We start from the raw sequence: 19,140 nt of genomic DNA, 5'->3' as shown, positions 1-19,140 counted from the left end.
TTTTATCATAGTCATAATAATTATACTTTATATATTTAGAAAGGAAAAAAGTGTTATTTACAAAAGCTAGCGAATACGCTTTGTTGTCTTTGATACATATAGCCAATTCTCAAGAACCACAAGATGTGGATACAATGTCAAATGTTTTAGATATACCAAAAAGTTTTTTGGCTAAAATCTTGCAAGCGCTTGCTAAAGATTCGCTTTTAAAATCCTACAAAGGGGCTAAAGGTGGGTTTATGCTTGTTAAAAATCCAAGCGAATATACTTTAAAAGAAATCATAAATAGTGTGGAAAAAAAATCCATCAATGTTTTTGAATGCAGTAATGGAGTTTGCCCTTCACAAAAAGAAGAAAATTGTAAAATTATGCCTGTACTTGTGAAGTTACAAAATAAAATTGATGATTTTTTGATTTCTATTACTTTAGAGGATATTATTCAAAATAATGGCTAAAAGAGATATTTTTAGCTTGGTATTGCCTTGGGTTGCTCCGCTTGTTGCACCGGTATTAAAGGCAAAAAGCTTAACTATAGTAGCTGTGATAATTGCTATTTTAGCAATTATCATTGTACCTTTACCAAGTATAGTTTTGGATTTTTTTCTTGCTTTGAGTATAGCCATTTCGGTTTTGATTATTTTAATTTCTTTGTATATACCTAAACCTACAGATTTAACAACTTTTCCAACGTTGATTTTGATCATCACGCTTTTTAGACTTTCACTTAACATCGCCACAACGCGTATGATTTTAAGTGAGGGCCATCAAGGTCCAGCGGCTGTAAGTGATATAGTGGCGAGTTTTGGGGAGTTTGTTGTTGGTGGAAATTATGTTATAGGTATGGTTATTTTTTGTATTTTGGTTTTGATTAACTTTATGGTTGTAACCAAAGGTAGTACAAGGGTTTCTGAAGTGCAAGCAAGATTTACTCTTGATGCAATGCCTGGTAAGCAAATGGCGATTGATGCGGATTTGAATGCAGGCTTAATTGATGAAAAAACTGCACGCCAAAGACGTCAAGAAATTATAGCCGAGGCAAATTTCTATGGAGCAATGGATGGTTCTTCTAAATTTATTAAAGGAGACGCTGTTGCGGGGATTATTATAACTATTGTAAATTTAATTGGTGGGTTTATGATAGGATATTTTCAGCATGATATGGAACTTAGCGAATGCGCTTCTACTTATACGATTTTAACGATAGGTGATGGACTTGTTTCACAAATTCCTGGATTGATCACATCGACTGCGACTGCTATTATTATTACGCGTGCTAGTAAAGATGAGGATAATTTCGCCGAGGGTTCTATTAATCAGCTTTTAGGTGAGTATAAGACCTTACTTATTGTGGGATTTATTTTGTTTATTTTTGCTTTGGTGCCTGGCTTGCCACATTTTTCTTTAGGGTTTATGGCTTTGATGTTTTTGGGGCTTGGTTATATGATAAAACAAGTACAAGAAGGTAAAATTCAAATCAATACCGTCTCGAGTAAAAAATCTCAAGAAGATAACGAGCAAGAGCAGGCTAAACCTCAAAAACGTAGCGAAGAGGAGATTTTAAGAGAAGAAGAAAATAAAATTACAGATATATTAAAATTAGAAATTTTAGAGTTAGAATTGGGTTATGGGCTAATTAAGCTAGCAGAAAGTGAGTTGACAGAACGTATTAGATCTACAAGACGTAATATAGCCCAAAGTTTAGGATTTTTAATGCCTAAAATTAGAATTAGGGATAATTTACAGTTAAAACCTAATGAATATACTTTTAAACTTAAGGGCGTAGGGATAGCTAGTGCAGAAATTTATCCTGATAAATACTTGGCTATGGATAGTGGTTTTATTACCGAACCTATTGAGGGTATAGCTACTAAAGAACCAGCTTTTAATTCAGACGCTTTGTGGATTGATTCATCTTTAAAAGATGAGGCAACATTGAATGGTTATATTGTGATTGATCCAGCAAGTGTGATTTCAACTCATATGAGCGAGCTTATAAAAGCAAATGCTTCAGAGCTTTTAACTAAACAAGAGGTGCAAAATTTACTAGATAAGATTAAAAATGACTATCCTATTGTAGTAGATGATTGTTTAAGAGTGGCAAGTATTGGTTTAATTCAAAAGGTATTAAAAGCCTTGCTTAAAGAGCATATCCCAATAAAAGATATGCTTACGATTTTAGAATCAATTAGTGATATAGCAGAAGTTAGCAAGAGTTTGGATATGATCATAGAGCATGTAAGAGCTTCTTTGGCAAGAGCGATTACTAATTTATATGTAGATGAAAAAGGTCAAATTAGTTTTTATATCTTTGATGCTGCTGCTGCTGCGAAGCTAATGGAACATGTGCAGTTTAAAGATGGGACATATCATTTGATGATCAATGTAGCACAAACTGGAGCTTTGGTTGAAGCTTTAAAAGCAGAGCTTGCAAGTGTAGCAAATACAAGAATCAAGCCTTTCTTGCTTTGTGTTGAACCACAGCTTAGAAAATTTATCGCCGATATTTGTTCGAATTTTGGTATTAATATTACTGTTTTAAGTTTTGCAGAAATTGCAGAAAATACTAAATTTGAAACAGAAGGCATTATCAAAGTTGATAATCTATAAAGGAAAAATATGAAAATTTATCATCTTTCGCATACTGATTTAGATGGTTATGCTTGTCAGTATGTGCTAGATTTTTATTTTAAGAATTGTTGTTTTTATAATTCTAATTATGGTAAAGAGATTAATGAAAATTTTAATGTTATTTTTAAAAATATCGAAGAGGATTTAAAAGAAAATCCTAAAGAAGAATTTGTGATTTTAATCACTGATTTAAATTTAACCTTAAGTCAATGTGAAGATTTTCAAAAGGCCATAGAAGGCAAAAAAATCAAACTTATGCTCTTAGATCATCATCAAAGTGGCTTAGAGTGTATGCAAAAGTATCCTTGGTATTTTCTAGATGATAAAAGATGTGCAACAAAAATTGTTTATGATTTTTTTAGTAGATGTTATGGTGAAAATAAGTCATTATCTCAGTTTGTAGATGTGGTAAATGCAGTGGATATTTGGCTAAGTGAAGATGATGGTTTTGAATTGGGAAAAGTTTTACTTGGCATGGTTTCTGGAGCAAAAGAGATAAATAGAGTGATGTTTGCACAAGAGAATATAAAATATCTTTTCCATCTTTTTGATGCTTCAAGAAAATATATTCAAGAAACTAATGCGCATATTCGTTTAGATGATGATTTGCATAGTTTAAAAAAATCATTCTTCAAAAAAGAAAAAAATGACACTTTAAGTAATTTAATTTCTCATTTTGTTGTAGAAAAATTAAGTGCTGAAAAAGAAAAATTTAGCATATTTTATAAAGGACACAAGGGTTTGCTTACTTCTAATATAGGCAATACTTCTGTGATTGGAAATGATTTTTTGATGCAAAATCCTGAATTTGATTTTTTTGTAGATCTTAGCCCAAGAAAAACCTTAAGTTTTAGGGCAAATAATAAAATCGATGTAAGCTTAATGGCTAAAAGCTTAGTTAATGGAGGAGGGCATAAAAACGCTAGTGGAGGTTTATTTGCTGCGTATAAAGATAGCTCTAATTATGATTTCATCAAAGCGCAATTTGTAGATTTGATCAAAAGTAAAGAATTAAAGGAAAACAATCATGAAAACAAACAATCTTAAAGAAGAAGTAGAAAACTTACAATATGAATTAAGTATTGTTTTAGAGGCAATGCTTTTGCTTGCTGGGGTTGAGAAAAATAAATTAGAAAAAGCTGTAGAGGCGTATATTGATTGTATTGATGAGGTTTGTCAAAAAACTCAAAAAGAGGGAGCTGAGGAAGTTTTGGAAGTAGTGGAGTATTTGAAAAATCATCACAAAGATTTATTTCAATGAAAATTTTATACCTGCTTTTAATGGGTGTGTTTGCTTGTGCAAATATTTATGAAGATTTGAATGATTTTGCTTATAATAAACAAAATACACTCAACTTAAATTCAAGTCAGGCTTGGTTTTTAGAGTATAAGCAAAATAAGCAAGCTTGTGTAGATATTGTGCTTGCAAAGCATAAAGCTTATGTTGTACAAATTCATCCTGCGTGTAATAATCTAAATAAAGAAAAAATAAATGATTATTTAAATTCGCAATTTTTAAGCTTGTATTCTAAAGACCTTACCAAACTTAGAAGAGAAATAGCTAGTATTAAAAATGTTATGCGTGATTTTATGATTTATTATACTTTACATCAATCTTTTGCAAATGATATAAAAAAAATGAGCAAAAGTGATAAATTACAAGTATATCAACTTGATAAGAAAAATGGTGGGAAAATTTTTTACAAAGTCAATAATCAAGCATGCGTAGTTTTTGATCTTTATTTAGATGAAAATTTACAAGCAAATATGCAAGTAAGCGGAATGGAAAATTTAGATAAAACTTGTATGGAATTAATCTCATCTCCAGAATTTAAGGATCTTTCTTATACTAAAGATGAGATGAAAAAATATAAATTAAAAAACTAACCTAAAAAGTCTTAAACAATAAAGCTTAAAAATTCTACTTAAAGCCATTTTTTTTCTTTCTATATTTGAAAATACATAAGCTTCAAGATCTTGCTTTTCTCTTAAAGTGAGATTTTTCATTATTGTAAACCTTTTAAAAATATTGCTAGGCGAAATTATATTATCTTTTCTTTTAAAAAAACTGAAAATAAATAATTTAAAATTGTAAACTTATAGCTAAAAAAAGTTTAGTCATATTGACTAAATAATATTAAATATTTTTATTTAGAAATAACTTGACATTGTTATACTAAAGTTGTATAATTATTTTGTCACTTAAAAACATTGAGTGCTAAAATTGAAATAAGGTTTTATAATGAAGTCTTATAGTAAAAAGGATTTAATTTTAAAAACTATCATTGAAACCTACTTAGAAGGCAATAATCCTGTGGGTTCAAATGAGTTAAATCATAAAGTAAGCATACCTGCTTCAACTATAAGAGTTTATTTTAAAAAACTAAGCGATGAGGGTGTTTTAACGCAGCTTCATATTAGCAGTGGTCGTATACCAACTGCAAATGCCATGAAAGCTTATTGGTGCGAGCAACTTTGCGAAGATGAGATTGTGATTAATGATCTTGCTTTGTTGGAATTTTTGCTTGATAAGTTTGAAATATACAGTTTAGTTTATGGTGGCGATGAGTTGATTTTACAAGAACTTACCACGGTAAATAACAAATTCATTGTGCTAGATTTTGGGCAAAACGAACTAGTATTGAAATTTGATCATGATAGTTTGATTTTTTTGCAAAGACTTATCGGGCTTGATGTAAAAAGCATCGAAAATTTAGCTTTTAGGGTGGAATTTAAGGAGTTGTTAGAAAAAATAGCTATGTTAAAACATACAAAAATTTACTATAGATATAACGAGAGCAAAGCTTATCAAATTTATCAAAATGATAAATTTGCTAAGCTTTTATCTCCACAAATTGGATTTTATTTTAATGAAAAATTACAATTTGATCCTTTGTTTGAAGAAGGTTTTATGGGGTTAAAGCTTAAGAGTACATTTTTAGGAAAAGAATCTCATGTGATTTTTGCTGGAAGTGTTTACTCTGATTTTAAAACAATGTTAAATGTTATAAAGGAGGCTGCGTGAGCGAAGAAAAGCAAAATGAAACCATGCCAGAAGAAGCAGTGGAAAATTCAGAAAACCAAAACAATGAATTAGAAAAGCTTCAAGCAGAGTATAATGAGTTAAAAGATACTTATTTAAGAGCAAATGCTGAATTTGAAAATATCAAAAAAAGAATGGAAAAAGAGAAAATTTCAGCAACGATTTATGCAAATGAGAGTTTTGCTAAAGATTTGCTTGATGTAGTTGATGCATTAGAAGCGGCTATTAATGTAGAAGCTAATGATGAATTAAGTTTAAAGATTAAAGAAGGGGTGCAAAACACTTTGGATTTGCTTTTGAAAAAACTAGAAAAACATATGGTTAAAGCTATAGAAGCAAATGGTGAGTTTGATCCAAATTTACATGAAGCTATGTTTCATGTAGAAAGCGCTGATCATGAAAGCGGTCATATTGTCCAGCTTTTACAAAAAGGTTATGTGATGAATGATAGAGTGATTAGATCAGCAAAAGTTAGTGTTGCAAAATAAAATTAAAAAGGATTTTTGATGGCAAAGCAAAAAAAAGATAGTGGAAAAAAATATACAAAAGAGGAAATTCTATCTATTAAAAATTACATAGATGCAAATGGAAGTTTTAGAACATATGAAGATGGAAATCAGTATTCTATAATCCATTTTAATAATACCGGAAAAGAAAGATCCGGACATGCTTTATATATGTGTGCATGGAGAATTGAAAATGGAAAATATAATCATATTATTAATTAAAAAAAATACATTTAAATAAAAAGGATATAAAATGGGAAAAGTTATAGGGATAGATTTAGGTACAACAAATTCTTGTGTGAGTGTATATGAAAGGGGTGAAAGTAAGGTTATCCCAAATAAAGAAGGTAAAAATACCACTCCTTCGGTAGTTGCTTTTACTGATAAAGGCGAGGTTTTAGTAGGTGATAGTGCTAAACGTCAAGCGGTTACTAACCCTGAAAAAACAATTTATTCTATTAAAAGAATTATGGGTTTAATGATCAATGAAGAAGCAGCAAAAGAAGCTAAAAATCGTTTACCTTATCATATCACAGAAAGAAATGGGGCTTGTGCGATTGAAATAGCAGGAAAAATTTATACTCCGCAAGAAATTTCAGCAAAAGTTCTAATGAAATTAAAAGAAGATGCAGAAGCTTTCTTGGGTGAAAAAGTAGAAGATGCGGTGATCACTGTTCCAGCATATTTTAATGATGCGCAAAGAAAAGCTACGAAAGAAGCAGGACAAGTTGCAGGATTAAATGTGCTAAGAATTATTAACGAACCAACTGCAGCAGCTTTAGCCTATGGTCTTGATAAAAAAGAAAGTGAAAAAATCGTAGTTTATGATTTAGGTGGTGGTACATTTGATGTTACTGTGCTTGAAACAGGCGATAATGTTGTAGAAGTTTTAGCAACAGGTGGTAATGCATTTTTAGGTGGTGATGACTTTGATAATAAATTAATCGACTTTTTAGCAAATGAGTTTAAAGATGAAACAGGTATAGATCTTAAAAACGATGTAATGGCTTTGCAAAGATTAAAAGAAGCAGCTGAAAATGCTAAAAAAGAATTAAGCTCAGCTAATGAAACTAATATTAACTTACCATTCATCACAGCTGATGCAAGTGGTCCAAAACACTTAACTAAAACTTTAACAAGAGCTAAATTTGAAAGCATGATTGATGGTCTAGTAGCTGAAACTATTAGTAAAATTAATGAAGTAGTAAAAGATGCAGGACTTGATAAGAGTGAAGTAAAAGAAATTGTTATGGTGGGTGGTTCTACTCGTGTTCCTCTTGTGCAAGAAGAAGTTAAAAAAGCTTTTGGTAAAGAGCTTAATAAGTCGGTAAATCCTGATGAAGTTGTAGCAATTGGTGCGGCAATTCAAGGTGCGGTTATTAAAGGTGATGTTAAAGATGTATTATTGCTTGATGTAACTCCACTTTCTTTGGGTATTGAAACTTTGGGTGGGGTGATGACTAAAATCATCGAAAAAGGTACAACGATTCCAACTAAAAAAGAACAAGTTTTCTCAACTGCTGAAGATAATCAAAGTGCAGTTACTATCAATGTTTTACAAGGCGAGAGAGAATTTAGCCGTGATAATAAATCTTTAGGAAATTTCAATCTTGAAGGAATTCCACCAGCGCCTCGTGGTATGCCACAAATTGAAGTAACTTTTGATATTGATGCAAATGGTATTTTAACAGTTAGCGCAAAAGACAAAGCTACAGGAAAAGCACAAGAGATCAAAATCACAGGTTCAAGTGGGCTAAGTGAAGAAGAGATCAATAACATGGTAAAAGATGCAGAGCTTCATAAGGAAGAAGATAGAAAACGCAAAGAAGCAGTAGAGGCTAGAAATGCTGCTGATAGCTTAGTACATCAAGTAGAAAAATCTTTAAATGAGCTTGGCGATAAAGTAGGCGAAGATGACAAAGCAAATATCCAAAAAGCTTTAGATGAGTTAAAAGAAACATTGAAAAATGCTAATGCTTCTAAAGAAGAAATCGAAAGCAAAATGAAAGCTTTAAGTGAAGTTTCTCATAAATTAGCAGAAAATATGTATAAAAAAGAAGAGCCAAATGCTCAAAAGAAAAAAGATGATGATGTAATTGATGCTGAAGTTGAGTAAAAATTAAACTAGAAGCATAAAGCTTCTAGTTTAATTAATCAATATATTTCTTACAGTCTTCTTTGAAATAATTTCTGTCAAATCTTGCAAAATTATCGTTATTTGGCACTTTATAACATTCACTAAAATTTTTAGCCTTAAGAATTTTGACATAAAAACTAGGAATAGCTATATTGTTTTTAATGCGTTTTGGTTTGTCATCATAAAGCACTAAATTTAAGACTTCTAATTCTTTATTTTTCTTTGCTAAATACCGCTCTCTTTGTTCGATTTCATTCCAAATTTCAGCATTGATATCTTTTTTTTGTGGTGTGATATTACTCATTAAAAAAGTGCTAAGTTGGGCTTGTGGAGTTGCATTCATAGATTGATTAGGCACGACATGTCCTCTTGTATAGCCGCTTCTTAGGTAATCCTCCCAGTAAGTTCTGTATTTTTTAGGGATATTGGTATCATCTTCAAAGCGTGGGCGTTTTTTGATGTGCCCTTGATTTAAAATTTTAGCTTCTAGTTTATAAGCAATGGCCTTGGTACCCTTATAATTATAATCATAACAGTTGATGTAATAATACTTATCCATCAATAAAGAGCATTCTTTAAAATACGGCTTAAAACTAGGGTGTAATTCATATTGAGTATAAGCAAAAGAGCTTAAAGCTAAAGCACAAAGCGTTAAAACTTTTTTCATGCTAAAAGCTTTCTAACCATTTCATTGAGTCTTTTGCCATCAACACTCACACCAAAAACTGCTTTAGCTTCTTTCATTAAAACACCTTGTTCTTTTAAAGAATTAATTTGTAATTTTTCTATCAGTTTTTTTAATTCGCTTTCTAATTCCTCATCGCTTAGCTGTTTAGGTAAATAAGCACTTAAAATAGCGACTTCTTGAAGTTCTTTTTGTGCTAAATCTTCTCTAGCGCCTTTATTGAAAGCTAGTGCAGCTTCGTTTCTTTTTTTGATTTCACTTGCAATGGTTTTGTAAATTCTTTCATCATCGAGTGTGATTCTTTCATCAACTTCTATTTGTTTAAAACTAGCATTAAGCGTTCTTAGAGTGTTTCTTTTGAAGTCATCTTTGCTACGCATAGCTTCTTTGATATCTTCTAAAATTTGATCTTTTAAATTCATTTTTTCTCCTTTAAATTTTAATATTTTTAAAATGTGCTATACACACACCTTCTCTAACACCATCATCAATGACAATGAGTTTTTGCTTTTCAAATAAAGCAAAAAGGATTAAAGAACCTGCTATAAGGTATTTTTTTCTGTTTTCTCCAAGATAAATTCTAGCTTTTTCTTGTTCTAAATTCCAAATTTTCAATGCAAAATTAAAAAAATCCCTTTTTTGAAGTATTTTACCATTAACACTTTCTTCTAGGTAATCTTTGTATTTTATATTTTGTTTGTAAGCACAAAGTGTGGTTGGTACACCTGAATTTAAAACAAAATAGTTTCCCTTGATTTCTTTTTTGATGTGCTTGCTTATGGTTAGCGCTTGAAATAAAATCTGTTTAAAATGCATAGGATAAGAACTAAGATGAAATTTTAAGGTTTTGTCTTTGATGTATTTAAGGTTTTGTGGATTTTTCTTAAAAAAACGCATATAAGCACTAGGTTTTGCGGTTTTAAATCGCATTCTTTCATAAAAACTAATGATACCAAAATCATAACTTTTACAAGATTGCTCACTAGAGATTTCACAAGATGCACCACCTAAATCACAATAACTTAGTTGTTTTTTGAATAATTTTAGACTTTTAAGTCTTTCTTGTATACCTAAAATGCTTAATCTTGCTTCGGTTTTTGCATCTATGATTTGCACTTTGAGTTGAAATTTTTTTTCAATTTGCTCCATAATAGTTGTAGCATTTTTTGCTTTTCTAAAAGCAGCTGTGGCAACTGCTTTTGCTTGACTTAGATCGTAATTTTTTTCTTTTAAAGATTTCAAAGCGTTAAAAATTCTTTCAATAGCTTCATCGCTAATAGTGTCATTTTGCATATTTTTAGCCGCTGCTATGATAAATTCTTCGCTTTGTAATTTGTTGAAATTTTTATCCATTAAAACAGCTCTTAATGTATTTGATCCCATATCAATACCTAACACTAGCTCTCCTTAAAAAATTTAAAGTATAATAGCTAAAAAACTTATAAGGAAAACTTATGCTTTTAGGGGTTAATATCGATCATATAGCGGTTTTGAGAGAGGCTAGGAAAGTAAATGATCCTGATTTGCTTGAGGCTGCATTTTTGAGTGCAAATTGGGCTGATCAAATTACCATTCATGTAAGAGAAGACCGTCGCCATGCTAATGAGTTTGACTTGGAGCATATCTTAAAATATTGCAAGTGCGTTGTAAATCTTGAATGTTCTATAGATATGATAGAGTATGCTTTAAAATACAAACCTTCACGTGTTACTTTGGTGCCTGAAAAAAGACAAGAGCTTACAACAGAAGGAGGGTTAAACCTTCATAATGAAAAATTACAAAAAGCAATTGATGTTTTAAAACAAGAAGAGATTGAAGTTTCTTTATTTATTGATCCAAATTTAGAAGATATTGAAAAATCATCTTCTTTAAATGCTGATTTTATAGAACTTCATACAGGTTTATATGCTAATATCTATAATGCATTATTTACCAATATCAATCAAACTTCTTATGCTATAGCCGAGCTAATTTTAAGTAAAAGTGAACTTCAAAAACGTTTAGAAGATGAGCTTCAACGATTAAAGCAAAGTGCAAGTTTAGCAAAAACTTTGGGTTTAAGGGTAGCTGCTGGACATGGATTAAATTATAAAAATGTAAAAAATATTGTGGATATTTTAGAGATAGAAGAACTAAATATAGGTCAAAGCATAGTAGCAAGATCAGTTTTTGTGGGCTTAAAAGAAGCGATATTAGAAATGAAAGCATTGATGAAAAGATGAAAAAAATTGCCATTAGCGTAGGGGATTTAAATGGTATAGGTATGCAAATTTTATTAGCTTGTCATGATGAGCTAGTAAAAATTTGCGAACCTTATTATTTTATACATCATTCTTTGTTTCAAAAAGCAAGCAAGCTTTTAAAAATCACTCCTAAATCTAAAATCAATTTAGTTGAAATTTGCAACGAAAACAAAAATTATTTTGCTTTTAAAGAAGAAAAAGAAAACTGTATGATTTATAGCTTTTCTTACCAAGCTAGTGGGGAAATTGATCCAAATTTCGAGCTAAATCCTGCTACTTTAGATGTAAAAAGTGGAGCGTATTCTTTTTTGAGTTTTGAAGGGGCAAGTTATTGTACGCAATGTTTTTTAGATGCTTTGGTGACTTTACCGATTAATAAAAAAACTTGGCAAATGGCAGGAGTAGAGTATAAAGGACACACAGAGGCTTTAAGAGCGTTTTTTAAGCAAGATGCTATCATGATGTTAGGCTGTGATGAGCTTTATGTGGCTTTATACACTGAACATATGGCTTTAAGAGAGGTTTATAAAGAAATTAAAGCTTTAAAGCTTGCGAAATTTTTAATCAATTTTTATCAATGTACTTCTTTTGAAAAAATCGGCGTTTTGAGTTTTAATCCTCATGCAAGTGATAATGGTGTTATAGGTGGAGAGGAAGAGCGGGAGATAAAAAAAGCCATAAGAATGGCAAATGTGTTTTTAAAAGATCATACTATAAGCTTACAAAAGCTAGAAAATGAGGACTTTCTAAGTCAAAAAGAAAAAGAAAATTTACATCAAAAAAATATTTTTATAAACGAGCCGTTGGTAGCAGATACTGCTTTTACACCTTTTGCTTTAAGTCAATGCAAGCGGTTGGTGAGTATGTATCATGATCTAGCTTTGGCGCCTTTGAAAGCCTTGTATTTTGATAAAAGTGTTAATGTTAGTTTAAATTTGCCTATTGTTCGTACTAGTGTTGATCATGGTACAGCTTATGATAAAGCATATAAAAATATAGATATAAATTTACAAAGTTACATGCAAGCGGTAAAATCAGCGTTGTATTTTTTAAAAATCAAAGAAAAAACTAAGTAAAAATCAATAAAATGATAGTCTCAAAATTAATTCTAAGGAGAATGCTTGAGTAAAGATAACGCGATTGCATTTTTTATTTTTATTGTGAGTGTGTTATGCTTTTTTGTTTGGGGTTATAATTATATCCCTAATAATTCCATGGTATTGTTTGTTTTGGCAAGTGTCTTTGGAATTTTCATGGCCTTTAACGTTGGAGGTAACGATGTTGCAAATTCATTTGGTACAAGTGTAGGTGCTAAAACAGTTACGATTAAACAAGCTTTGATTATTGCAGCTGTGTTTGAATTAAGCGGGGCTGTGTTTGCAGGGGGAGAAGTAACAAATACCATAAGAAGCGGCATTGTGGTTTTGCCTGATGGGGTTGATCCTATGGTTTTTGTATGTGTTATGCTTTCAGCTTTGTTAAGTTCAGGAATCTGGTTGTTTATAGCAACAAAAAAAGGACTTCCTGTATCTACTACACATAGTATCATAGGTGGAATCGTTGGTTCTAGTATTGCTATGGGATTTGTGTTTTTTGATCAAGATCAAGCATTTTCTATGGTGAATTGGAATGGTATTTATAGAATTGCTATGAGTTGGATTATCTCTCCATTGCTTGGTGGGCTTGTAGCGTATTTAATTTATGCTTATATTTATAAAAAAATCCTAAAGCCATCTGAAGATATTTCACTAGTGATAAAAGAAATAAAAAAAGAAAGAAAAGCTTTTAAAGAAGAATATTTTGCTAATTTAAAAAACAAAAGCCAAGAAGAGCAAATTAAAGAGTTAAGTGCGATTGTTTTAGATGATGATGAAAAAAGAAGTGAATATAAATTAAAAATCAAAGAGTTGAAAGAAAAAGAAAAAAATATTGATGTTTTTTCAAAAATGAAATTCCATGTACCATTGATCGCATGTGTGGGAGCTTTGATTATTTCTTCTATGTTTTTATTTAAGGGTTTAAGCAAGGTTTCGACTTTAGATGTGATGCAAAATTTATGGATAGTTTCGATTATTTCTATTTTTGCTTATATTGTTACTTTAGCGGTTGTAAGATTGATGAAAAAAACTCAAGCTAATAAAACCATTGAAAAGATTTTTTCATGGTTTCAAATTTTTACCGCTTCAAGTTTTGCATTTTCTCATGGGGCAAATGATATAGCTAATGCACTTGGGCCATTTGCTGCAATTTTAGATGTACTTAAAAACAACACTATCAATCCTAGTTCACCAGTGCCATTTGCAGTAATGTTGATGTTTGGTATAGCTTTGGTTATAGGGCTTTGGTTTTTAGGTAAAGAAGTAATCCAAACAGTGGGATCAAAACTTGCTGAAATCAAACCAACAACAGGTTTTAGTGCTGAATTAGGTGCAAGTATAGTTATACTTTTGGCAACTCAATTAGGAATTCCTGTAAGCTCAACTCATATTTTAATTGGTGCTATTTTGGGTATAGGGGTGTTTAATAAAGATGCAAAATGGGGCATGATGAAACCGATAGGTCTAGCATGGGTGATCACTTTGCCAGTTGCTGGAATTCTTTCTAGTGTTATTTTTATAATTTTTGTTAATATTATCTTATGAGTTTAAACTCATAAGATTTTTCTTAGCTTCTTCTAAATTTGAACTATTGATAAAATAATCAATCTTTGTAGGTTTTTTATACACTTTATCATAATATTCAAAAAGCATTTTGACGCATTGTTCTAAAAGGTTGTTTTCAAAGTTCTCGCAAAGTTTTGATTTAAATTTTTTACTAATATAGGGAGAAATTTTTTCTACATTTTTATAAAACACATCTTTTTCCATAGGAGTATAATGCTTTAACACTCTTTGAATGCGCAAATTCATATCACATTCACACCAAATTTTCTTAGCATTTTGCATGCTATTGTAAAGATTTAATGGTAAGGTTAAATTTCCAATTTGTCTACTTTCAGCTTCTATAAAGCAAGTTTGAAAAGGGTAGTCTTTTAAAAAGAAAAATAACTCATCTTCAAAGGCTTTTTGGCTAGGTTGTTCTCCATAAATTTTACCAAAACTTGATCCTTGGTGGTTGGCTAGTTTTTCTAAATTCAAAGCATTATCTAAGCTTTGTATTAGATCACTTTTTCCGCTTGCTGTATTACCACAAAGGCATAAGAACTCAATGTTTAAGTTTTTGGTAAAAAAAGCACTTACATAACTTCTATAGGCTTTATATCCACCTTCTAATCTTACAACCCTATATCCTAGTTCGGCTAAGATTAAAGCTGCAGCTTTGGATCTTTTTCCACCTCTTGCACAATAAATTCCAACCAAAGATCCGATTTTACATATTTGATAAAGCTTGAGAATATGTTCGCTCATGTTTTTGCATATATAGCTTGCGCCTTTTGCTTTGGCTAAGCCTTTGTTTTTCTTATAAAGTGTACCAATTTCTTGAAATTCAACATCGTTTAACGCATAGTAATTTTGCGCATTTTTAATATGGGCATAGTGGTATTCTTTAGGACTTCTAACATCAATTAAAAGATCAAAATTGTAAGTTAAAAAATCTTCAAAATTAACTTCTTTATACATAGTCTTTAAATGCTTTGCATAAACTCATATATACTTTTTCCAAATCGCTACCACAAACTCTAGTTTGTCCTATGGTGGTGATAAAGTTTGTATCTCCTTGCCATCTTGGGATTAAATGATAATGACAATGTGGTGCTATACCAGCACCTGCTGCAGTGCCTAGGTTCATACCTATATTAACTCCTTTGGCATGAAATTCTTGTTTTAAGATTTTTACGCCAATTCGCACAAAATGGCTGATTTCAAGCCATGTTTCATCATTTAAATCTTCTATGTTTTCTAAGTGTACATAAGGTATGATCATAAAATGTCCTGGGCTATAAGGGTATTTATTCATAACTCCAAAGCAGTGTTTGGCTCTAAAAATCACACCAAGTTTTTCATCTTCATGTAAATTTTGTCTACAGTGGCAAAAAGGACAAAAATCTTTATCTTTAGTGTTAAAATAAACATCTCTCCAAGGTGCGTATAAATACTCCATTATATTTCCTTTATGTTTGCATGTAAATTTGTGATGTTTTTGCTTATTAGTGCTTTATTTTTTGGTATTAAAGGTAAAAGGTTTTCATCTTCAAGGAGAAAAATTCTAGCTCCAGCTAAAATAGCATGGTTAAGATCTGTTTTGTTTTCTAGGTAAAAAATGGCTTCTAGACCAAGATGAATGGCAAAATTATAGAGCTTTTTAAGTTGCATAGTTTTAAGCATTTTAGGGAAAATGATAAATGCATCTGCACCATAAACTAAGCTTTCTAAAATTTGATATTCATCAAAAATAAAATCAAACTGAATCACAGGTTTTTCATGGTAACGTCTAAAAAGACTTAAATTTTGTATATCATGGTTTTGTAAAGAACTTGTTGGCAAGATAACAGCATCAAAGCTTGCTTGATCAAAATTTAAATCTTTGGAGTATAAAAAATTTGAAAGTCTTCCTTCAATCAAAAGCGTATAGATATCTTTAGGGTAAAAAGCATTGGAGGCTAAACTACGTCCTAGCATATCATAAGGAAAAATTTCTTTTTTTGTTTCTAGAATTTTTTGTGTTTTTGAAAAACAGTCTTCAAGATTTATTTTTGTAAACATTTTTTGATCGCCTTTAAGTGCTCTTTGCTTTCATCTGAGCTTGAAAATTCTTTATCGTGAAGTGTTTTTTGTAAAATTTCATAAGCTTTTTTGCAGTCTTTGAGTTTATAATATCCCCAGGCAAGCGAATCAAGATAGTAAAGGTTTTGCGGCTCTTGTTCAAGTGCCCAACCTACTAACTCCATACCTTTGGCTATATCGATATCATATTCGATTAAGGCATATCCATAGTAGTTTTGATACAAAGCATCGCTACGCACATCTACGCTTTTTTCAAATTTTTTCAAAATAGAAGCTAGAATTTTAGGATCGTTGATTTTTTTACTTTTAGGATCCATGTAAATTTCAAACTCTAAAACTCCTGCCATGGAGAGGTATTTTTTATCTTGGCTAAGTTTATAATGCTGGAGTGCTATCGCATAAGCTTTCTTATAATCTTTTATTTGAGTATATAAGAAGATTTTAGTATCAGGATCAATGTTGTATGTTTGGCTTAAATTTAAAGCTTGAGTGTAGTTTTTTTCTTGCACTAGTAGTTCTATAATAGCATAGATGTATTTAATATCATGGTTGAGTTTGTATAGCTTTTCAAGAGTTTGGATACTTGCTTTGTAGTTTTTTTGATCTTGATAGATTTTTAAAAGTAGAGTGCATGTTTTAAGTGTACAGCTTGATGTTTTTACAAAGTCTTCTAGTAGTTTTTTTGCTTGATGAATGTTTTTATTTTTTATATTGATTTCTACCATTTTCAACAATAAATTCTCATGTGCAAAAAGTTTATAAGCAAGGCTATATTGTTCTAAGGCTTTGGTGTATAAGGTTTTTTTAGCAAAGATATCTCCTAGTATTTCATGATTTTTAAAGTCTTGTTCTTTTTCAATAAGCTGATGAAGAATTGCCTCTGCTTGTTTATAATCTCCTATTTCAAAAAAATACAATGCATTTAATCTAGCAATAGCAGGGTGATCTAAAAAATCCTTAGAAGCTTTTATAAGCGCTTCTTTTTCTTTTAAATTAGCCCCAAGAGCAAGAAATAATGCTTTTTTTAGATAAATACTTTCATTGTTTTCTTTGAATAAATCCGCATAAACATTACACGCATCTTGCAGTTGTCCTTCTTCTTCATAAACAAGTGCTTGTATGATTTTATTCTCATCTTTTGCGAAGACAAAACTTGTTAAAAATAAAGCAATGATTAATGAAAACAAACCCCTATGCATTCTTTTTTCAACTCCTCTTTGTGTGTTTTAAAATAATCCCAAAATGGAAAAGTTCGACATTGTTTTGGCCGACATTGATAAATTAAACATTTTTTATGCATTGTATCAAAAAAAATACAACGATAGCCATTTTCGTACTTTGCCTCTTTAAGGCTGTATTTAAAACCAACTTTGATGAGGTATTGTTCTTTAAAAGCTTCAAAATCAAGATTTAAAAAACTAGCAATTGCTTCTAACTCTTCCTTGCTAGCATAAATATACCCACTATCGCCTATGCAACATTTACCACCGCATTTTTGACAAGCATTTTCATCAAAAGAATAATCAAAACCTTTTTCATATATCATAGCTTATAGTTCCTGTAGTGTTGTAAATTTCTTGTATTTTTGGATTAAGTGTATTGTTATTATACATAAAAAGTGTAGGCATAATCACACAAGGACTTTTGCTGTTTTTTTTGATATGCATTAAGATGATTCTTGCATTGGTTTGAGGGTTGGAGTGTACACATTGTAACGCTACCAATTTTAGTTTAAACTCCTTTAAATAAGCGCATATTTCATCTAAAAAATTTGCATCATAGCACATAAAAAAACTACCATTTGGCTGAATGAGGCTATTGATTTTGGCTAACATTTTTTCAAGTGGCATAAATTCTTGATATCTAGATATACACAAATGGGTATCTTCACTTTTTTGGGTGTTTTTTTTATAAAAAGGAGGATTGGAGATTAAAAAGTCAAATTTAATATCGCTATTGTAATTTAAAAAATCTTCGCAAAAGCTTTGGATTTCGAGATTGTTTTCTTTGGCATTTTTGCGTGTTAGTTTGATATTTTGCTCTTGAATGTCTAGCATATATACTTTGGAGTTGGGAAATTTTTGTTTAGTTAAAAGTCCCAAGATACCACATCCACAACCTATATCTAGGATATTTCCTTTGAGGTGGTGTTGGGATAAAAAATCAAAAAGCAAAAGACTATCATTGTTGTAGCGATAGCCTTTTGGAAGTTGAAAAAGTTTTAGCATTTATAAAGATAATCGCAGATTTTAAATGAATCATTTAAACCCACTACAATAGAAGCTCCATTTTTACTAGCAATATCTCCTGCTACAAACAATCCTTTTACATTACTTTCTTTGTTCTCATCAAAACTAGGTACACCTTTTTCATCAACTTCAATTGAACATTTTTGCAAGAAATCAAGCGGAGTTGAACCACCAATAGCATAAATAATGCGATCGTAGGTTTCACATGTATCATTAGTGAAATTTACCTTTGCTTTGCCATTTTCATCTTCTATGCTATTTATATCAATACCTAGCTTTGCTTTGACACTACCTTGCTCGAAAGCTTTTTGAATATCTTCAAGATTAATATCGTTTAATCTTGAGAAAGTTTCTCTTCTGTAGCAAAGCGTTACGTCATTATTTTTAGCTAAATCTATAGCGTATTCAGCAGCTGAATTTCCACCACCAACAACCAATATTTTTTCATTTTGACTTGCTGAATTTGCATTGAAATTAATGATTTTAGTTAAAGTGATAGGTAATGGATAACTTGGTTTATTTGGTTTACCCATTCTACCTATAGCTATAACTGCATTTTTGCAGATATAATTTTCATTTGCAGTGCTAACAATGAAATTTTCCCCATCTTTTTTAACACTTTCAACTTCACTTGAAAGTTTCACCTCAAGGTGATGTTCTTCGATCGCTTTTTGGAAAGTTTCTATTGTACTTTCTCTTGTTCCATCTTCAAAATTTATATGTCCGTAATTTGTACTATCGCAACCTTTATAAGCCTTGTCAACTCTTTTGCCTTCTTTGTAAAATTTAACCAAAGTTTGGCAGATTGAGTCAGTTTTTTCTAAAACAATTACTTCTTTATTTTTTATTTTGGCTTCTATTCCTGCTGCAATACCTGCAGGTCCAGCTCCGATAACTACCATATCAAAAACTTTCATTCTTTCCC

Annotated in this window: 23 protein-coding genes; 12 read left to right on the top strand and 11 right to left on the bottom strand. The window is 30.8% G+C overall.

Features of this window, described 5'->3' with window-relative positions:
• The first annotated feature begins 50 nt into the window (after window positions 1–50).
• The 5 genes from A0083_RS04960 to A0083_RS04940 are packed head-to-tail and all read left to right on the top strand — an operon-like array spanning window position 51 to window position 4,515.
• On the top strand, window positions 51–455 hold the full coding sequence (locus A0083_RS04960) for an Rrf2 family transcriptional regulator (protein WP_043019926.1): 405 nt from the start codon (window positions 51–53) through the stop codon (window positions 453–455).
• Window positions 448–2,607, top strand: a complete 2,160-nt coding sequence (gene flhA, locus A0083_RS04955) for a flagellar biosynthesis protein FlhA (RefSeq protein ID WP_043019925.1) — start codon at window positions 448–450, stop codon at window positions 2,605–2,607. Before A0083_RS04960 ends, flhA begins: the two co-directional genes overlap by 8 nt.
• Window positions 2,608–2,616: 9 nt before the next feature.
• Window positions 2,617–3,675 (top strand): DHH family phosphoesterase, encoded by a 1,059-nt coding sequence (locus A0083_RS04950; RefSeq protein WP_197552551.1) that lies wholly within the window; start codon window positions 2,617–2,619, stop codon window positions 3,673–3,675.
• Window positions 3,656–3,889 carry a hypothetical protein gene (locus tag A0083_RS04945; RefSeq protein WP_120759218.1) on the top strand — a complete coding sequence of 78 codons (234 nt, stop codon included), beginning with the start codon at window positions 3,656–3,658 and terminating at the stop codon, window positions 3,887–3,889. Before A0083_RS04950 ends, A0083_RS04945 begins: the two co-directional genes overlap by 20 nt.
• Window positions 3,886–4,515 carry a hypothetical protein gene (locus A0083_RS04940; protein WP_197552549.1) on the top strand — a complete coding sequence of 210 codons (630 nt, stop codon included), beginning with the start codon at window positions 3,886–3,888 and terminating at the stop codon, window positions 4,513–4,515. Before A0083_RS04945 ends, A0083_RS04940 begins: the two co-directional genes overlap by 4 nt.
• On the opposite strand, the gene A0083_RS08215 is transcribed toward A0083_RS04940, so the two are convergent.
• The gene (locus tag A0083_RS08215) at window positions 4,504–4,635 is read right to left on the bottom strand and encodes a hypothetical protein (RefSeq protein ID WP_256378632.1); all 132 of its coding nucleotides are present in this window, start codon (window positions 4,633–4,635) and stop codon (window positions 4,504–4,506) included. The two genes, A0083_RS04940 and A0083_RS08215, sit on opposite strands and share 12 nt — an antisense overlap.
• Before the next feature lie 235 nt (window positions 4,636–4,870).
• Between A0083_RS08215 and A0083_RS04935 the strand changes: the two genes are divergently transcribed.
• From A0083_RS04935 to dnaK, 4 genes are read left to right on the top strand one after another with little or no spacing between them, the layout of a single operon-like run.
• On the top strand, window positions 4,871–5,653 hold the full coding sequence (locus A0083_RS04935) for an HrcA family transcriptional regulator (protein ID WP_197552547.1): 783 nt from the start codon (window positions 4,871–4,873) through the stop codon (window positions 5,651–5,653).
• Window positions 5,654–5,676: 23 nt separating this feature from the next.
• Window positions 5,677–6,159 (top strand): nucleotide exchange factor GrpE, encoded by a 483-nt coding sequence (grpE, locus tag A0083_RS04930; RefSeq protein ID WP_232087584.1) that lies wholly within the window; start codon window positions 5,677–5,679, stop codon window positions 6,157–6,159.
• An 18-nt stretch (window positions 6,160–6,177) separates the two neighbouring features.
• Window positions 6,178–6,399: a hypothetical protein gene (locus tag A0083_RS04925; protein WP_039641671.1), complete on the top strand. Its 222-nt coding sequence runs from the start codon at window positions 6,178–6,180 to the stop codon at window positions 6,397–6,399.
• A 31-nt stretch (window positions 6,400–6,430) separates the two neighbouring features.
• Entirely contained in the window at window positions 6,431–8,293 is a 1,863-nt protein-coding gene (gene dnaK / locus A0083_RS04920; RefSeq protein WP_120759210.1) for a molecular chaperone DnaK, read from the top strand.
• 34 nt (window positions 8,294–8,327) lie between these two features.
• On the opposite strand, the gene A0083_RS04915 is transcribed toward dnaK, so the two are convergent.
• From A0083_RS04915 to A0083_RS04905, 3 genes are read right to left on the bottom strand one after another with little or no spacing between them, the layout of a single operon-like run.
• On the bottom strand, window positions 8,328–8,981 hold the full coding sequence (locus A0083_RS04915) for a DNA/RNA endonuclease G (RefSeq protein ID WP_039664137.1): 654 nt from the start codon (window positions 8,979–8,981) through the stop codon (window positions 8,328–8,330).
• The gene (locus tag A0083_RS04910) at window positions 8,978–9,421 is read right to left on the bottom strand and encodes a GatB/YqeY domain-containing protein (RefSeq protein ID WP_197552544.1); all 444 of its coding nucleotides are present in this window, start codon (window positions 9,419–9,421) and stop codon (window positions 8,978–8,980) included. The genes A0083_RS04915 and A0083_RS04910 overlap by 4 nt, the downstream gene beginning before the upstream one ends.
• A gap of 10 nt (window positions 9,422–9,431) precedes the next feature.
• Window positions 9,432–10,397, bottom strand: coding sequence for a Ppx/GppA phosphatase family protein (locus tag A0083_RS04905; RefSeq protein WP_120759206.1), 966 nt, complete (start codon window positions 10,395–10,397; stop codon window positions 9,432–9,434).
• A gap of 56 nt (window positions 10,398–10,453) precedes the next feature.
• Between A0083_RS04905 and A0083_RS04900 the strand changes: the two genes are divergently transcribed.
• The 3 genes from A0083_RS04900 to A0083_RS04890 are packed head-to-tail and all read left to right on the top strand — an operon-like array spanning window position 10,454 to window position 13,884.
• A complete protein-coding gene (locus A0083_RS04900; RefSeq protein WP_039664134.1) occupies window positions 10,454–11,221 on the top strand; it encodes a pyridoxine 5'-phosphate synthase in 768 nt (255 codons plus the stop codon).
• The gene (gene pdxA, locus A0083_RS04895) at window positions 11,218–12,318 is read left to right on the top strand and encodes a 4-hydroxythreonine-4-phosphate dehydrogenase (RefSeq protein ID WP_120759202.1); all 1,101 of its coding nucleotides are present in this window, start codon (window positions 11,218–11,220) and stop codon (window positions 12,316–12,318) included. The genes A0083_RS04900 and pdxA overlap by 4 nt, the downstream gene beginning before the upstream one ends.
• A gap of 45 nt (window positions 12,319–12,363) precedes the next feature.
• On the top strand, window positions 12,364–13,884 hold the full coding sequence (locus tag A0083_RS04890; protein ID WP_197552542.1) for an inorganic phosphate transporter: 1,521 nt from the start codon (window positions 12,364–12,366) through the stop codon (window positions 13,882–13,884).
• Here A0083_RS04890 and mnmH read toward each other — a convergent pair.
• The 7 genes from mnmH to A0083_RS04855 are packed head-to-tail and all read right to left on the bottom strand — an operon-like array spanning window position 13,879 to window position 19,132.
• Window positions 13,879–14,862, bottom strand: a complete 984-nt coding sequence (gene mnmH, locus A0083_RS04885; protein ID WP_197552540.1) for a tRNA 2-selenouridine(34) synthase MnmH — start codon at window positions 14,860–14,862, stop codon at window positions 13,879–13,881. The genes A0083_RS04890 and mnmH overlap by 6 nt on opposite strands.
• The gene (locus A0083_RS04880) at window positions 14,855–15,343 is read right to left on the bottom strand and encodes an HIT family hydrolase, FHIT branch (RefSeq protein ID WP_043019915.1); all 489 of its coding nucleotides are present in this window, start codon (window positions 15,341–15,343) and stop codon (window positions 14,855–14,857) included. The genes mnmH and A0083_RS04880 overlap by 8 nt, the downstream gene beginning before the upstream one ends.
• Entirely contained in the window at window positions 15,343–15,945 is a 603-nt protein-coding gene (locus A0083_RS04875) for an indole-3-glycerol-phosphate synthase TrpC (protein ID WP_197552538.1), read from the bottom strand. Before A0083_RS04875 ends, A0083_RS04880 begins: the two co-directional genes overlap by 1 nt.
• Window positions 15,930–17,165 carry a tetratricopeptide repeat protein gene (locus A0083_RS04870; RefSeq protein ID WP_197552536.1) on the bottom strand — a complete coding sequence of 412 codons (1,236 nt, stop codon included), beginning with the start codon at window positions 17,163–17,165 and terminating at the stop codon, window positions 15,930–15,932. The genes A0083_RS04875 and A0083_RS04870 overlap by 16 nt, the downstream gene beginning before the upstream one ends.
• Window positions 17,141–17,512: a YkgJ family cysteine cluster protein gene (locus tag A0083_RS04865; RefSeq protein ID WP_039664126.1), complete on the bottom strand. Its 372-nt coding sequence runs from the start codon at window positions 17,510–17,512 to the stop codon at window positions 17,141–17,143. The genes A0083_RS04870 and A0083_RS04865 overlap by 25 nt, the downstream gene beginning before the upstream one ends.
• The gene (locus A0083_RS04860; protein ID WP_043019913.1) at window positions 17,502–18,194 is read right to left on the bottom strand and encodes a tRNA1(Val) (adenine(37)-N6)-methyltransferase; all 693 of its coding nucleotides are present in this window, start codon (window positions 18,192–18,194) and stop codon (window positions 17,502–17,504) included. The genes A0083_RS04865 and A0083_RS04860 overlap by 11 nt, the downstream gene beginning before the upstream one ends.
• Window positions 18,188–19,132, bottom strand: coding sequence for an NAD(P)-binding domain-containing protein (locus tag A0083_RS04855; protein ID WP_043019912.1), 945 nt, complete (start codon window positions 19,130–19,132; stop codon window positions 18,188–18,190). The genes A0083_RS04860 and A0083_RS04855 overlap by 7 nt, the downstream gene beginning before the upstream one ends.
• Window positions 19,133–19,140: the final 8 nt, after the last annotated feature.

The organism is Campylobacter sp. 2014D-0216 (assembly GCF_014931215.1).
GTDB lineage: Bacteria > Campylobacterota > Campylobacteria > Campylobacterales > Campylobacteraceae > Campylobacter_D.
The sequence above is the reverse complement of the archived record's forward strand: the minus strand, read 5'-3'. Positions and strand labels throughout refer to the sequence as shown.

Bases quoted from the DNA above. Each gene is read 5' to 3' on its own strand.
- A0083_RS04915 (WP_039664137.1), bottom strand. From the start codon at position 8,981: ATGAAAAAAGTTTTAACGCTTTGTGCTTTAGCTTTAAGCTCTTTTGCT.
- A0083_RS04910 (WP_197552544.1), bottom strand. From the start codon at position 9,421: ATGAATTTAAAAGATCAAATTTTAGAAGATATCAAAGAAGCTATGCGT.
- A0083_RS04875 (WP_197552538.1), bottom strand. From the start codon at position 15,945: ATGTTTACAAAAATAAATCTTGAAGACTGTTTTTCAAAAACACAAAAA.
- A0083_RS04865 (WP_039664126.1), bottom strand. From the start codon at position 17,512: ATGATATATGAAAAAGGTTTTGATTATTCTTTTGATGAAAATGCTTGT.
- dnaK (WP_120759210.1), top strand. From the start codon at position 6,431: ATGGGAAAAGTTATAGGGATAGATTTAGGTACAACAAATTCTTGTGTG.
- A0083_RS04900 (WP_039664134.1), top strand. From the start codon at position 10,454: ATGCTTTTAGGGGTTAATATCGATCATATAGCGGTTTTGAGAGAGGCT.
- A0083_RS04950 (WP_197552551.1), top strand. From the start codon at position 2,617: ATGAAAATTTATCATCTTTCGCATACTGATTTAGATGGTTATGCTTGT.
- pdxA (WP_120759202.1), top strand. From the start codon at position 11,218: ATGAAAAAAATTGCCATTAGCGTAGGGGATTTAAATGGTATAGGTATG.
- A0083_RS04945 (WP_120759218.1), top strand. From the start codon at position 3,656: ATGAAAACAAACAATCTTAAAGAAGAAGTAGAAAACTTACAATATGAA.
- grpE (WP_232087584.1), top strand. From the start codon at position 5,677: ATGCCAGAAGAAGCAGTGGAAAATTCAGAAAACCAAAACAATGAATTA.
- A0083_RS04925 (WP_039641671.1), top strand. From the start codon at position 6,178: ATGGCAAAGCAAAAAAAAGATAGTGGAAAAAAATATACAAAAGAGGAA.
- A0083_RS04940 (WP_197552549.1), top strand. From the start codon at position 3,886: ATGAAAATTTTATACCTGCTTTTAATGGGTGTGTTTGCTTGTGCAAAT.
- flhA (WP_043019925.1), top strand. From the start codon at position 448: ATGGCTAAAAGAGATATTTTTAGCTTGGTATTGCCTTGGGTTGCTCCG.
- A0083_RS04870 (WP_197552536.1), bottom strand. From the start codon at position 17,165: ATGCATAGGGGTTTGTTTTCATTAATCATTGCTTTATTTTTAACAAGT.
- A0083_RS08215 (WP_256378632.1), bottom strand. From the start codon at position 4,635: ATGAAAAATCTCACTTTAAGAGAAAAGCAAGATCTTGAAGCTTATGTA.
- A0083_RS04860 (WP_043019913.1), bottom strand. From the start codon at position 18,194: ATGCTAAAACTTTTTCAACTTCCAAAAGGCTATCGCTACAACAATGAT.
- A0083_RS04855 (WP_043019912.1), bottom strand. From the start codon at position 19,132: ATGAAAGTTTTTGATATGGTAGTTATCGGAGCTGGACCTGCAGGTATT.
- mnmH (WP_197552540.1), bottom strand. From the start codon at position 14,862: ATGTATAAAGAAGTTAATTTTGAAGATTTTTTAACTTACAATTTTGAT.
- A0083_RS04935 (WP_197552547.1), top strand. From the start codon at position 4,871: ATGAAGTCTTATAGTAAAAAGGATTTAATTTTAAAAACTATCATTGAA.
- A0083_RS04880 (WP_043019915.1), bottom strand. From the start codon at position 15,343: ATGGAGTATTTATACGCACCTTGGAGAGATGTTTATTTTAACACTAAA.